At 62.1% G+C, this 14,481-nt stretch carries 13 protein-coding genes; 1 reads left to right on the top strand and 12 read right to left on the bottom strand.

The features are described 5' to 3' along the window. Window position 1 precedes the first annotated feature (1 nt). The 11 genes from RG540_RS25770 to RG540_RS25820 all read right to left on the bottom strand — a co-directional run bounded on the left by RG540_RS25770 (window position 2) and on the right by RG540_RS25820 (window position 11,663). The gene (locus RG540_RS25770) at window positions 2–1,231 is read right to left on the bottom strand and encodes a metal-dependent hydrolase family protein (protein ID WP_041364757.1); all 1,230 of its coding nucleotides are present in this window, start codon (window positions 1,229–1,231) and stop codon (window positions 2–4) included. 15 nt (window positions 1,232–1,246) lie between these two features. Beyond that, window positions 1,247–1,729, bottom strand: coding sequence for a GAF domain-containing protein (locus RG540_RS25775; RefSeq protein WP_041364759.1), 483 nt, complete (start codon window positions 1,727–1,729; stop codon window positions 1,247–1,249). 12 nt (window positions 1,730–1,741) lie between these two features. Then, complete coding sequence (locus RG540_RS25780) at window positions 1,742–2,731, bottom strand: ABC transporter ATP-binding protein (protein WP_041364761.1); 990 nt, start codon at window positions 2,729–2,731, stop codon at window positions 1,742–1,744. Further along, on the bottom strand, window positions 2,724–3,713 hold the full coding sequence (locus RG540_RS25785) for an ABC transporter ATP-binding protein (protein WP_041364762.1): 990 nt from the start codon (window positions 3,711–3,713) through the stop codon (window positions 2,724–2,726). The genes RG540_RS25780 and RG540_RS25785 overlap by 8 nt, the downstream gene beginning before the upstream one ends. 45 nt (window positions 3,714–3,758) lie before the next feature. After that, window positions 3,759–4,703 (bottom strand): succinylglutamate desuccinylase/aspartoacylase family protein, encoded by a 945-nt coding sequence (locus RG540_RS25790; protein WP_041364764.1) that lies wholly within the window; start codon window positions 4,701–4,703, stop codon window positions 3,759–3,761. 45 nt (window positions 4,704–4,748) lie between these two features. After that, complete coding sequence (locus RG540_RS25795) at window positions 4,749–5,594, bottom strand: ABC transporter permease (protein ID WP_041364765.1); 846 nt, start codon at window positions 5,592–5,594, stop codon at window positions 4,749–4,751. Between the two features lie 5 nt (window positions 5,595–5,599). Continuing rightward, window positions 5,600–6,580: an ABC transporter permease gene (locus tag RG540_RS25800; RefSeq protein ID WP_041364767.1), complete on the bottom strand. Its 981-nt coding sequence runs from the start codon at window positions 6,578–6,580 to the stop codon at window positions 5,600–5,602. Between the two features lie 34 nt (window positions 6,581–6,614). Further along, window positions 6,615–7,787, bottom strand: coding sequence for a M24 family metallopeptidase (locus RG540_RS25805; RefSeq protein WP_041364768.1), 1,173 nt, complete (start codon window positions 7,785–7,787; stop codon window positions 6,615–6,617). Window positions 7,788–7,797: 10 nt separating this feature from the next. Continuing rightward, window positions 7,798–8,973, bottom strand: coding sequence for a M24 family metallopeptidase (locus tag RG540_RS25810; protein WP_041364770.1), 1,176 nt, complete (start codon window positions 8,971–8,973; stop codon window positions 7,798–7,800). A gap of 68 nt (window positions 8,974–9,041) precedes the next feature. Then, a complete protein-coding gene (locus tag RG540_RS25815; protein ID WP_041364771.1) occupies window positions 9,042–10,577 on the bottom strand; it encodes an ABC transporter substrate-binding protein in 1,536 nt (511 codons plus the stop codon). Window positions 10,578–10,625: 48 nt separating this feature from the next. Further along, window positions 10,626–11,663: a GntR family transcriptional regulator gene (locus RG540_RS25820; protein WP_041364773.1), complete on the bottom strand. Its 1,038-nt coding sequence runs from the start codon at window positions 11,661–11,663 to the stop codon at window positions 10,626–10,628. Between the two features lie 180 nt (window positions 11,664–11,843). Between RG540_RS25820 and RG540_RS25825 the strand changes: the two genes are divergently transcribed. After that, entirely contained in the window at window positions 11,844–12,818 is a 975-nt protein-coding gene (locus RG540_RS25825) for an aldo/keto reductase (protein WP_041364774.1), read from the top strand. 286 nt (window positions 12,819–13,104) lie between these two features. Here the strand turns inward: RG540_RS25825 and RG540_RS25830 are convergent, their stop codons facing one another. Continuing rightward, window positions 13,105–14,481, bottom strand: coding sequence for a M20/M25/M40 family metallo-hydrolase (locus RG540_RS25830; protein ID WP_041364775.1), 1,377 nt, complete (start codon window positions 14,479–14,481; stop codon window positions 13,105–13,107).

A 14,481-nucleotide genomic window follows, 5' to 3' on the forward strand; every position in this document is an offset into this window, starting at 1 on the left:
CTTACCTCCGGTTCTTTACGAAATGACCGCCGCGAATGATGATTGGCATACGGGCGCCTTGATCGGTGAGCAACGACATGTCGTCGAGCGGATTGCCGTCGATCACGATCAGGTCGGCGAAGGCGCCGGGGGCGATACAGCCGATCTTGCCCTCCATCCGGAGCAGCTTTGCCGCGACGTGGGTTGCCGAGGCGATCACCTCATGGGCGGGCAGGACGCGGGAGCGGATCACGAATTCCTCGGACTGGTGCCGGTGCATTTCGCCCAGAAGGTCGGTGCCATAGGCCATTGGCAGCCCGGCCTCGCGCATGATCGTCAACGATTCCATGCCGGCGAGCCGTACCGAATCCACCTTGGCGACGGAGGCAGGCGGCAGGCCGAGTGCCGGGCCCTCGACGCCGAGCTTCTCGTAGGTGACGAGCGTCGGCACCGAGATGCAGCCGTTTTCGACAGCGAATTTCGCGGTATCTGATGTGATCAGGTTGCAGTGTTCCAGCGAATGGATCCCGCATTCGATCGCCCGGCGGATCGCCTTGTCGGTATAGAGATGCGCCGCGACATAGGTGCCGGCGTTCTCCGCCTCCTCGACGGCGGCGATCAGCTCTTCCCGCGAGAAGCCGAGGAAGTGGATCGGGTCGGTCGGCGAAGCTATGCCGCCGTTAGCCATGACCTTGATGAAATGTGCAGCTGATTTCAATTCTTCGCGGGCGGCCTTGCGGACTTCCGGCACCCCGTCGCAGATGCGCCCGAGATTGCCGAGCGCATGGCCGGTCTTCGGCGTCGGCGTGTCATCATAGGGGCCGCGATAGTCCGTATGGCCGCCGGATTGCGACAGCGCCTTGCCGCAGATATTGAGCCGCGGTGTCGGCCAGGGCGCTTCCTGCGTGGCGGCCAGCAGTCCGGAGGTCGCGCCGCCGAGGTCGCGCACGGTGGTGAAGCCGCGCATCAGCATGTCGCCCATGATCTTGAAGGCGCGCACGGTGACGATCGGATCCGGAAGTTTCGCGTTCTGGCCGAGGTTCGCCATGCCGGCGATGACATGCACATGGGCGTCAATCAGGCCCGGCATCAGCACCTTGCCGGCAAGGTTGATCCGCTGCGCGCCGGCACTGTTGATGGAGGGCGAGACCTCTCGGATCATATCGCCCTCAACGAAAACCGACATCGGCTCGCTCGGCTCCGGGCTCGTTCCATCGGCGATACGGGCGTTTTCGAAAAGAATGGTGGTCACGGGATTTTATCCTGTTCAAGCTTTTGAAGTGCCAGCGCGGCGGGCTTCGAGAAAGGCGGGGATCAGCAGCGGTGCGAATTGTCTGGCGATCTCCACATGCTTTTCCTCGTAGAAGAATTCCTCGTGCAGCAGGTTGATCGTGCCGATCGTCTCGCCGTTGTAGACGACCGGAATATTGATCGCCGAGTTGAGGCCGAGGCTCGCGATCAGCTCGTGATCGAAGAAAGCCCACCTGACCGCCTCCCGGTCGCGTCCGAGAAAGGGCTGCTGTCGGCGCAGCACCAGCTCGCCCCAGGGTGTCATGCCCATCGGCTTGCGGCCGAAGACGGGATAGACGTCCGGCATGTTCGAATAGACGCGCGCCACCTCGTCACCGTCCGTGTAGAGCAGCGTCAACAGGCGGTGGCCAACGTGCCTGGCGAGAGCGGCGTCCAGCGCATCGTAGAAGAAGTTTGGCTGGCCAGATTCGGCCAGAAGCCCGATCAGGTCCTCGATCATCGTGAAACTCCTCTATCGGTGATGGCAGGCAACGGACTGGCCGTCGGCCTTCCGTTCGAGCTGCGGTTCGGCTTGCCGGCAGATATCGGTCGCGAGGGGGCAACGGGTGTGGAAGGCGCAGCCCAAGGGTTTTCGCGTGGCGCTCGGAATGTCGTCGCTGACGGCGCTGAACTTGTGACGCTTGCGCGGATCATGTGCCGGCGCCGAGCGCAGCAGCAGTTCCGAATAGGGATGAAGGGGTTTCGTGAAGATCACCTCTTTCGACCCGGTCTCGACGATCTTGCCGAGATACATGACGGCGACCCGATGCGAGACGTGTTCGACCACGCCGAGATCATGCGAAATGAACAGGTAGGAAAGGCCGAGTTCCTTCTGCAGGTCGGCGAGCAGGTTGAGGATCTGCGCCTGTACGGACACGTCAAGTGCGGAGACCGGCTCGTCACAGACGATGATATCGGGCTTGAGGGCCAGCGCCCGGGCAATGCCGATCCTCTGGCGCTGGCCGCCGGAGAACTGGTGCGGGAAATTGTCGGCCTGGTCGGGCCTCAAACCCACCAGCGACATGAGCTTGGCGACCTCGGCCCGCCGTTGCTCGATCGTGCCGATGCCATGGATATCGAGGGGCGCGCGGATGATGTCGCGCACCCGCTGGCGCGGGTTGAGCGAGGAGAAAGGGTCCTGGAAGATGATCTGCATGCGGCGGCGGTAGGATCGCGGGATGCTCCGCATTTGCGTGACGTCCTCGGCTCCCTGCATGGCGATGTGTCCGTCCGTGGCCTTCACGAGGCCCATGAGGGCGAGCCCGGTGGTCGACTTGCCGCAGCCGCTTTCGCCGACAAGGCCGAGCGTCTCGCCCGAACCGATCGAGAAGGAAACGCCGTCGACGGCCTTCACCTCGCCGACCTGCCGCTGGAAGACGCCAGAGCGGATGGCAAAATGCACCTTGAGGTTCTCAACGGAGAGGAGAGGGGCTGCAGTATCGTATGCCAGGATATCAGACATCGTCGTGCTCCCAGCAGGCGGCGAAATGGCCGGGTTTCTTTTCGATGAAGGGTGGGCGTTCCTCCAGGCAGCGAGCCGAGGCGCCGGGACAGCGGGGCGCAAACGCGCAGCCCTTCGGCAGGTCCCAGAGCGGTGGCACGGTGCCGGGAATATCCGTCAGCCGCTCCGGGGCGGCTTCCGTTCTGTCCCGATGAGGTACGGCGCCCATCAGGCCGATCGTATAGGGATGGATCGGGTTGTCGAAGAGTTCGTAGACGCTGCATTCCTCAACCCGCCGGCCGGCATACATGACGATGACGCGGTCGGCGATTTCGGCAACCACGCCGAGATCGTGGGTGATCAGGATCTGCGCGGTGCCGAGCCGCTTCTGCAGGTCGGAAATCAGTCCGAGAATCTGCGCCTGCACGGTGACGTCGAGGGCCGTCGTCGGCTCGTCGGCGATAATGATCTTGGGCTCGCAGGCAAGCGCCAGAGCAATCATCGCGCGTTGCCGCATGCCGCCGGAAAGTTCATGGGGATATTGCCGGGCGCGGCGTTCGGGGTCCGGCATCTGGACCAGTTCCAGGCATTTGACGGCGCGCGCAAAGGCCTCGCGCCGCCCAAGCCTTCGATGCTGGCGAACGGATTCGGCGATCTGTTCGCCGATCGTCAGCACCGGGTTCAGCGCCGAGAGCGGTTCCTGGAAGATCATGGCGATCTTGTCGCCGCGGAAATTCTCGACCTGGCGCCGATCCATGGCGAGAAAATCCTCGCCATGGATCCTGATCGAGCCGGAGGCGACGCGGGCGCTGTCGGGCAGGAGGCGCAGCAGCGACAGGGCGGTCATCGATTTGCCGCAGCCGCTTTCGCCGACGATGCAGATCGTCTCGCCGGGGCGCACCGAAAGGCTCATCTCCGAGACGACGGGAAAGGCCCCGTTCTCCCCGAGGATCTCGACATTCAGGTCGCTGACGGCAAGCGCCGGTTCCATCGTCTTTTCCATTGCTCGATCTTGCATCCGTTCGTTCCATCTGCCGGAGGGATCCGATCAGTCGGTGGACCCTTCGATATTGCCGACCATGAAGCCGTAGTCGCCCGCCTCGACGAGGTTGCGGGTCAAGTGCTGCATGACCATGATGCCGGTTTCGAAGGGCGTCGGAATTTCCTCGATCGTCTCGAAGTCGTAGGGGCTGACGACACGGCCGAGCAGCGAACCGCCCCTGATGATCTCGCCATTCGCCGGAGAAAGCGGCTCCAGCCAGCCGCCATGTTTCGGGCGGATACCGACGAGTTCGGTGACCACGACCTGTTTCGGATTGGGGACCAATTCGCCTTCGATCGAGCCGATCAGGCGGAGCTGGTTCAGCAGTCCATCGACGGTGCGCTTCGCATAGGGCGCCTGGTCGACGATGCCGCCGCCGAGCTCGATCGTCACCACCTTGGTGCCGTGGCGGTCCATCGAGACGGACTTGCTGGTGCCGGAATAGACCGTGCCGGCCTTACCCGTCGTTGGGCGATAGAGGATTTTCGAACCGAAAGCGCGCGACAGCGGCTCGTCGTTCCAGATGTAAACATAGTCGACCGTCGGCCGGTCCGTGCCGGAATGCAGGTCGAGATTATAGTCGATCTTCGCGAAGAATTCGTGCGCCAGCGCATCGGCAAGCTGCTGACTGTAAGTGCCGCGAGGATCGCCGGGGAACTCGCGGTTGAGGTTCATCTGATCGAGCGGATTGTGACGATGGTTCACCGCAAAGGAGCGTGGGTTTGCGACCGGAAGCAGGATGATGCGGCCCTTGAGCGGCATGTCCTTGATGATGCGGAACAGGTCCAGGATCGCCTGCGAACCGGTATTTTCGTTGCCGTGGATCGAGGCGGAAATCCCAACCGTCGGGCCATCCTGTTCACCCACCAGTTCGTGCATGAAGATCACGGCATCACTACCGTCCGCATGGGTGGTGAATTTGGGACGGAGCTTGTTGATCGACTTGACCATGGATGTTTCCTTTCAGCGTCTTGTCGTATTGATCCGAGGAATTGCCTATTTCTTCTTGCCCGCCGAGCGGGAGAGATGGCGGGGGTCGAGCACATCGCGCAGGCCGTCACCGAGCAGGTTGAAGCCGAGCACCGTCACCATGATCGTGGCGCCTGCTATGATTGCCAGCCACGGCTCGTCCCGCATGAAGCGTGTCCCGTAGGCGAGCGTCCAGCCCCAGGTCGGCGCCGGCGGCGGCAGGCCGAAACCGAGGAAGCTGAGCGCCGATTCCGAGATGATCGCGGTGCCGAAGCCGAGCGAGGCGAGCACGATGATCGGCCCTATCGCATTGGGCAGGATCTCCTTGACGAGGATGCGGACCGGATGGGCACCGAGCGCCTTCGCAGCCTGCACATAGTTCTGCTCGCGCAGGACCAATGTCGTTGCGCGAACCACCCGTGCATATTCCGTCCAGGCGACCACGATGATGGCGATCGCCACGTTGATGGTGCCGGGACCGAGCACCGCGACGATGGCGAGTGCGAGCACGATCGCCGGGAAGCCTAGGAAGATGTCGGTGATCCGCATCAGGATCAGGTCCGTCCAGCCGCCGAAATAGCCGGCGGCGAGCCCGACCGTCGTGCCGATGAGAGCCGACGCCGTGACCGAGATGCAGGCGATGGTCAGCGAAACGCGTGCGCCGTAGATCAGCCTCGTCCAGAGATCTCGCCCGAAATTATCGGTGCCGAGCCAGTGGGTGAGCGTCGGGCCGGAGAAGCGGTTGCGCATGTCCATCTGCTCGATGCCATGGGCCGACAGATAGGGCGCGAAGACGGCGCAGATGACGATCGCCAGCACGATCGACATGCCGAGGATCAGGGAGATATTGCGGAAACGCCTGGATAATCTCATCAGCCTCAACCCAAACGGATGCGCGGATCGACGACCGCATAGAGAAGATCGACGACGAGGTTCACCAGCGCGAAGATGATCGCGAAGGTGAGCACGATGCCCTGGATGAGCGGCAGGTCGCGCTGCGAGATCGCCGTGATGGTCAGTTGGCCGAGGCCCGGCCAAGCGAAGATAGTTTCGGTCAGCACCGCGCCGCCGAGCAGGGCGCCGAAGCGCAGGCCGACGACGCTCAGCACCGGGAGGAGCGCGTTGCGGAACGCATGGCGAAGGATGACGCGCTGGCGGCGGAGGCCCTTGGCATAGGCGGTGCGGACAAAGTCCTCACGCAGCACTTCGAGCATTGCCGTGCGCACGAGCCGTGAGATGATCGCCGCGGAGTTGGCGGCAAGTGCCACTGCCGGCAAGAGGATATGCGCGAAACTGTCGATGAGGACCTGCGGCCGGCCGGTCAGCGCCGCCCAGAGCGCTTCGGGGAAGGGCGCACCGCGGCCGATGGCCGGAAGCCAGCCGAGGGTCACGGCAAAGAGCAGCATCAGCAGCAGGCCGAGCCAGTAGACCGGCATCGAAACGCCAAGCTGGGCGAAAATCATCGATACGGTATCGACGATCGAACCCTGTCGCGTGGCAGCCAGCACCCCGAGCGAGATGCCGACAAGACAGGCAAGGATCAGCGCCAGGACGGCCAGCTCGATAGTTGCACCGAGCCGGCCGGCGACGATTTCCGACACCGCCTGATTCTGGAAGATCGAGCGGCCCATGTCGCCCTGCAGCAGGCGGGCGAAATAGGAGCCGAGGCGGACATACCAGGGATCGTTGAGGCCGAGCGCGTTGCGCAGGTTGTTGATCGCCTCCGCCGAGGCCTCCTGGCCCAGCAGCACCGAGGCGGGGTCGCCGGGGATCAGCAATAGCAGGCCGAAGGTGACGATGACCATGCCGGCCGCCATCGGGATCAGCAGCAGCAGACGGCGGACGATATAGGCTAACATGGGGCGGCTCCCCTTGGCTGTGCCGGAGCGAAGGTCATGACAGCACGATCTCCTCGAAGCGGCGCGGGAATTTCGTGAGTGAATCCGGACCTTGCCCGGTGACGAGAACCGTATCGGCAAGGCGAAAACCGCCAACCTCCGGCACGTAGAGCGCAGGCTCGCTCGAACAGATCATCCCTTCCTGGAGAATAGTCTGGTCACCGGCTTCGATCCAGGGTGGTTCATGAAAAGCAACGCCCATGCCGTGGCCGACGCGGTGCTTGAGATAGGGCGTCATGCCCTGTTCGCGGATATAAGTGAGGGCGCTGATATCCGCTGACGCGCAGGTACGGCCGGCGACGAGGCCTGTCGTGCCGAGCCGCTGCGCTTCCTGGGCGATGGCGTAATATTTCCTGTGTTCCTTGCTCGGTTCGCCGAGCACGAAGGTGCGCTCGCTTTCGGCCGAGCGGCCGCCCACACGGCAGCCGAGAGAAAGAATAAAGCTCTCGCCCGGCTGGATGCGTCGATGGGAAATGATGCCGTGCGGATAGGCAGAGTTCGGTCCGCCATAAACCAGTCCGCCCGCCAGCGTCGGGACATTCATGATGTCCTCGTGCTCGTTTTCCATGATGTCGAGCGCATGCCGCACCACATGGGCTTCGAGGGCAATCTCACTCGGCAGTGGCTTGCCGGCCCGAAAGGCTTCGGTGACGAGATCGACACCCGATTGAACCATGGCGTCGGAAATGCGTGCCGCCTCGCGATGCAGCCGCAATTCCTCGGGATATTTGACCTGCCGCATCCTGGCGACGATATCCGTCGGCATAACGCGGTTGTTCGGAAAGAGTCCGGCGAGTTCCGCCGCCCGTCCCACCGAAAGCCCGGAGGAATGGGCGATATCGCCTGTGATTTCGCCGATCGAACGCGCGAGCAGCGAAAAGGCCCGGTCCACGCCCGGAAATTCGAAATAGACGAGAGTTTCGGCCGCCATGTCCTGACGCTCGGCGTGTTCGCGCTCCAGTTCGGGGATCAGCAGGATCGCAGCCGTTGCGGTCAAAGCGAGCGCCACCGGCCGTTCGTTCGGTCGGAATGAAAAGCCGGTCGTATAGAGCACGTCGTCGGCAGCATCGAGGATCAGGAGGCCCACGCCCTTTTCCTCCATGCGGGCACGGATGTCGCGATGCAGCCGTTCAAAGAAATCTGATGCGAGACGCTGGCTGAAACCCATCTTTCCGACCTCAGGAGATGACGATGTCGTCAAGTTTGCGGGGATAGACCGTCATACTGTCGGGCGCTTCGGCGGCGATCAGCACGGTGTCTGCGATGCGATAGCCGGCAAAGCCCGGCACGAAGATCGCCGGTTCGCTGGAGGTGATCATGCCGGGCTCCAGAATGGTCTGGTCGCCGCCTTCCACCCACGGCGCTTCATGGAACATGATGCCCATGCCGTGGCCGACACGATGCAGCAGATATTCGCCCATGCCGCTGTCGCGGATATAGGCAAGCACCAGATTGTCGGCAGAAGCGCAGGTATGCCCGGCGATCAGCGCCGCGGTTGCCATTCGCTGCGCCTCGTAGGCGACGGCATAATGCTGCTCCTGCACCTTGGACGGCTCGCCGATGAAGAAGGTGCGCTCGCTTTCCGAAGCGCGGGCACCGACCCGGCAGCCCAACGACAGGATGATGCTTTCGCCGATCTTCACCGGATTGCCGGTCGGCATGCCATGCGGGAAGGCGGATCTCGGCCCGGAATAGACGAGCCCGCTCGCAAGCCCCTGAACGAGCATCACGTCCTCATGCTCCTCGTGCATGGTGCGCACGGCGTGACGGGAAACGTAGGATTCGATCTCGACTTCGCTCGGCAACGGGCCGCCCTTGCGCATCGCATCGCGGATCATCTCGACGCCGGCCTCGACCATGCGGTCGGAAAGCCTGGCGGCCTCGCGATGCAGTGCGATCTCTTCCGGATGTTTGCGAAGCCGCATCTGCTGGACGATGTTGCTCGCGATCACCCGTTCCGCATTCGGAAAGGCGCCCTCGATCGGCTTTATTCGGGCAAGCGAGATCGCATGGCCGTAGGCGACCGTTCCCTTGAAGTCAGCAAACTTGCGGCCGAGCACTTCATTCCATGGATTGATGCCGGGAAACTCGAAATAGACGATCGCCTCTGCGGCTATGTGCTGGTGTGCCGCATGGGTACGCTCCAGTTCCGGAAGCAGCAGGAAAGCATCCGTCGCCGTGATCGCCACGACCACCGGCCGCTCCGTCGTATAATGCGAAAAACCGGTCGTGTAGATGACGTCGTCGTTGGAATCGAGAAGCAGCAAATCGATGCCGGCCGCGTCCATCCGTTCGCGGATTTCGGCCTGAATTTTCGCGTAGAAGTCCGCGCCGAGACGCTGTGAGAAAGCCATCGATCTATCCTGGAGCTGCAATTGGGTCGTCAGGCGCGGGCCGGATGAGCCGGCCCGCGCGAGCTGTCTCAGTCCTTGAGACCGATCAGGCCGCGCATGTTTCCACGCGAGGTCGCCAGCACCTCGAAGGGCAGCTTCTTGGAATAGAAGAGCTGGTAGCCCTGGTAGGAGACGATGTAGTAGGGCAGTTCGCTCGCCAGCAGCGTTGCAGCCTTCTGGTATGCTGCGGTGCGATCCGCCTGGCTGGTCGCTGAACGACCCTGCTTTAGCAGATCGTCAACCGCCGGGTTGGAATAGCCACCCCAGTTGGTCGAGCCGCCGGTGGTCAACTGTGCGAACAGGAGGCGATCCGGATCGACGATGTTCAGCCAGCCAAGTAAAGCGATCTGGTGCTGGCTCTTCTGTACGTAATTGGTGGAGAAGGACGGCCAGTCGCTGATCTGCGTCTTGGCCTCGACGCCGGCGGCCTGGAAGTTTGCCTGCATGAATTCGATCGTCTGGACGCGGTTGCTGTCTTCGCTATGCGTGGACAAAACAATCGTCAGCGGCTTGCCGCCCTTGTCGAGGATGCCGTCGCCATTGGTATCGGCCCAGCCTTCTTCCTTGAACAGTTTCTTGGCGCCCTCGATATCGAAGCCCGGCTGCCTGATATCTTTCGAATAGGCCCAGGAGGAGGGCAGGATGATCGAGGAGGCGACCGCATCGACGCCTTGGAAGATGTCGTTGACGATGGTCTTCTGGTCGATCAGCATCGAGAAGGCCTGACGCATCTTCGGGCTCGAAAGCAGCGGGTCCTTGGTGTTGAAGTTGATGTAGGTTACGCCGAGGCCGGGTTGAACCACGGCGCCGAACCGTTTGTCCGCCTGTAGGCGCTTGATGTCCTGCGGCGCGAGCGGCGATTGGATAATGTCGAGGTCGCCGGCTTCGAAGGCCTGGGCGCGGGCTGAGCCGTCACCGATGATCTTGATATTGACCTTGTCGGCCTTCGGCTTCTCGCCCCAATAGTTCGGATTGGGCTCGAGCTGGATGGCGCTGCCGCGCGTCCAGGAGGCGAATTTCATCGGGCCTGCGCCGACCGGCTTTAATGCAATGTCCGTGCCGCCTTCGACCAGCGCCTTTGAAACGATGCCGATGTCGAGATAGCTGAGCAGCGGCGCATAGGGAGCCGAAAGCGTGAACTTCACCGTCTGCGCGTCGATCGCTTCCACGGCCGAGATTGGTGTGTAGAGCGCCCGCTGCGGCGCATTGAAATCCTTGTTGAGAATGGTGCTGAAGGTAAAGACCACGTCGGCCGACGTCAGCGGGCTTCCGTCGGAGAATTTCAGGTTGGGCCGAAGCTTGAAGACCCAGGTGGTAGGGTTCGGGTTTTCCCAGCTTTCGGCGAGATCGGGCTTGGATTCGAGGCTGGGCGTGAGGTGAACCAGGCCGGAATAGATGAGGTCGGCAACGCGATAGGCGGTCGTGTCCCGCGCGAGCCGCGGATCGAGAGTACCGGCATCGACGTCGGTGCCGATCGTGATGGTCGCGGCCTGCGCCGAGTTCAGAGCGGTGAAGGAAAGCCCTGCGAGAAGGGCGGCTGCTGTGATTGAGAGTGCTTTGCTCATGTCTGTTCCCTTATTGGTTTTGGTTCATTCAAAGCTTGGCATAGGCCGTCAGCGGGTCTTGGTCCTCCGCGACGTAATATCGGCGACCTTTGCCGGAGCTTCGGCATCGGCGATCTTATTGTGGCGCAGCTCGGCGAGCGCCGGCGCGAGGAGGTTTTCGAGCACGCCCGGATCCGGCGCGTGGCGGTATTCGAAACAGCGCTTGTTCGGGCCGGCCAGATCCGCGACATGGTCGGCGCCGGAAGCGTAGATCACGACGTCGCAGCGGGCGACGATGTCCGCAAGATCATCCGCATAGGACCATGCGACCGTGATATCGGAAATATGCGGCGCGAATTCGCGCACGCTGGGACGCATGATGGCGATGTAATCCTTGAGCTGCGTGACGGCTGCGACGCGGGTGCGCGGGTCGAGCAGCGCCAGCGCCTGCCGTGTGCGTTCCGACGGAATGAACCGGAGCGACAGGATATTGGCATCCGGTACGAGGCTGCGCATTTCGACTTCGCGATGCACAAAGGTGAGCACCAGGTCGGCGTTGCGACATTTTTCGCGCGCTTCCTCGTTGTCGCGGATATGGTCAAAGGTTAGGAGCGAGATCAGGTCGTTGGCAGCAAGTGTCGGACGGATCTGTTCGACATAGTCGCGTGCCGGCGCCTCGAATATGCCGACGAAGACGATGTCGAGATGGACGCGCGGTTTGCGCAGCCTCGCCTGCGCCTGCACCATCGAGGCGAGAGTGATCGGTGAAATGCCGAGCGCTTCGGCTTTCTCCAACAGGCTGTCGATATCGGGGCCAAGCACACTCGCCGGGGCGATCACGCCATCCCGGCGGCGCGGTTCGTAAACCGTGAAGGCGCCGAGGCCGGGGCGGATTTCGACAAGGCCGTCCGCGCGAAGCCGCTTGTAGACTTCCGCTACCGTCATCGGCGCGATGTCAAGCTCGGCAGCGAGCTGGCGCACGGACTGCAGCTTCACGCCCTTCGGCATGTCGCCGAAAGACAGCACGTAGCTCAGTAGCCCGTAAAGCTGCTTGCCCACCGGAACGGGCAGGGAGCGGTCAATGCTGGACGCGTCGATAGTGAACATACGTGTATTTCTCGATTGATACACTGACCGTAACAGGAGATTCCAATTTGACAATCCCCTCTGCAATTTTTTGCATAATTTAGCAGCAAACCCATTGAGTGCCTCGATAATTTCCAATTATATCATTTGCAGACGCAGAAAATGCGATGTGCCACCGCTTAAACTGCACGAGGTGTATCAATGGAATATATCAACCTAGGTCGAACCGGCCTCAAAGTCTCTCGCCTTGCCCTCGGTTGCATGACCTTCGGTTCGAGCGAATGGGCCCCCTGGGTCCTGGATTTGGAGGACAGTGCCAAGATCCTGAAGCAGGCGGTTGATCTCGGCATCAACTTCTTCGACACGGCCGATATGTACTCGCTCGGTAAGAGCGAGGAGATTACCGGCAAGGTGCTGTTGGACCTTGTTCCGCGCCACAAGCTGGTGATCGCGACAAAACTCTTCCATCCTATGAGCAGCGACATCAACGACCGCAGCCTGTCGCGCAAGCATATCCTCGATGCAGTCGACGGCAGCCTCAGGCGTCTTGGGACTGACTATATCGACCTCTATCAACTGCACCGCTTCGACTACGGCACACCGATCGAGGAAACACTGGACGCGCTGAACGATGTGGTGCGGGCCGGCAAGGTGCGATATCTCGGCGCGTCTTCCATGCATGCCTGGCAATTCATGAAGGCAATCGGGTTGCAGCGGCAAAATGGCTGGGCGCGGTTTGTATCGATGCAGCCTCACTATAACCTCATCTACAGAGAAGAGGAGCGCGAAATGTTGCCGCTCTGTTTAAGCGAAGGGATCGGTGTTGTTCCTTGGAGCCCGCTCGCTCGCGGCCGGCTCGCTGGCCGGGCCGAGGGAGAAACCACGCGCAGTCAGACGGACGGCACGGCGCGGGCGCTCTACGACCGGACAAAGGCCGCCGACGATGCAGTTGTCGCCGGCCTGAAGGCGGTGGCCGAGCGTCACGGACGGCCGATGGCGCAGGTCGCATATGCCTGGGTCGCGAGCCGCCCGGCCATCACCGCGCCGATCGTCGGCATTTCGAAGCCGGGGCAGTTCGCGGATGCGGTCGAAGCGCTGGAGATCAGGTTGAGCGAGCAGGATGTTGCAGAGCTCGAACAGCATTACCTTCCCAAGTCGATCGCCGGGCATGCCTAGCCGAGCCTTCGGTTGGAGTGCGTTCTGGTAAAAAGAGCATCCCGTCAAGGTGTCGGCGGCTCGGGCCCTTGAGAGCATCCACTCTGGTAAGCGAGCCGCCGTTAACGGCTAGGATGTCCGTCGCTTCAACCACGCTGGCGGCTGTCCGCGGAGACCTCTGTCCGGCGCCCTGCCGCAAAAAGAGACAATAGGCATGAGAGGGACATTGGGTCGGTTCACAAAACCGGACAGCCCCCTCGACGATGTTCCAATCCTTGCGGGGATTTCTCCTGGTACAAAGGCAGAATTACGGCTTCATCTCACCCAGCTTCGTCAGCAGCGCCGCCCCCGTCTTGATCCCGGCAACGAACAGATCGAGCTTCAGGTTTTCGTTCGGCGCGTGGTTCGCCTCGTCCGCATTGGCGTAAGGCACGACAAACGCCGGCTTCTTCAGGATCTTGGTGAACACGTAGTCCGGAAGCGAGCCGCCGACGGTCGGGTAGAGCAGCGGCTCGACGCCGCGGGCGGTGAAGATGGCGTCCTGGATGACCTGCGCGAACGGGCTGTCCATCGGCGTCTTCGACGGCAGCATGGCGTTGAGCGGTACGAATTCCACGTCCGGTGCGTGAGCTGCGACATGCGCCCGCACCTTTTCGAACACGTAGTCCGGCGTCAGGCTCTCGACCAGGCGGATGTCACATTTGGCAAACGCCTCGCAGGGTAGAACCGTCTTCTGGCCCGGGCCGCCGTAACCGCCATGCAGGCCGTTGATGGTCAGCGTCGGATGGAACATCAGCCGGTCGAAATAACCGCGGTCGAGGGGCGCGTCGAGTTCCTTGATGCCGAGGTCCGCCTTGATCGCCTCGAGATCGAGCGGCAACTTGTCGACCGCCTCGCGCTCCATATTGGTCGGCGGCACGACGACGTCGTGCAGGCCATCGATGGTGATCTCGCCCTTGTCGTTCTTCATCGTGGCGAGCAGATGCACCAGCTTCCAGATCGCGTTCGGCATGACACCGCCGAAATTGCCGGAATGGGCATCGCGATTAGCGGTCTTCGCGCGCAGTTCGAAGGACGCCACTCCGCGCACGCCAAAGGTGATGATCGGCGTGTCGGATTCGTGCAGCGGACCATCGGAGGTGACGACCAGATCCGCGGCATTCAGCTTGTCGGCATGTTCGGCAACGAACTCGGCGATATGCGGGCTGCCGATTTCCTCTTCGCCTTCCAGCAGGAAGATGACATTGCAGGGCAGTTCGCCGGTCACCTTCAGATGCGATTCCAGCGCCATCAGCTGGGCGAAATGCTGGCCCTTGTTGTCGCCTATACCGCGCGCATAGATGCGGCCGTCGCGGATGGTCGGCTCGAAGGGCGGGCTGTCCCAGAGTTCGTAGGGCTCCGGCGGCTGCACGTCGTAATGGCCGTAGAGAAGCACGGTCGGTTTGCCCGGTTGCTTTTCCATGCGGCCGAGCACCATCGGATGGTTCTTGGTCGGGATGGTGATCGCCTCCATGCCCATGCCGTTCAGCATGTCGACGAGGATGGCCGCCACTTCCGCGATGCCCTTGTTCTGGGCGCTGATCGAGGGATGGCGGACGTAGTCCATCACCCGTTCGATGAAGCTTTCGCGGTTTTCCTCGATATGCGCGAAGACGCGCTCCAGATCGCTCTTTTGCTCAGTCAT

This window comes from Neorhizobium galegae bv. orientalis str. HAMBI 540 (assembly GCF_000731315.1).
In the GTDB taxonomy this organism is placed as follows: Bacteria; Pseudomonadota; Alphaproteobacteria; order Rhizobiales; family Rhizobiaceae; genus Neorhizobium; species Neorhizobium galegae.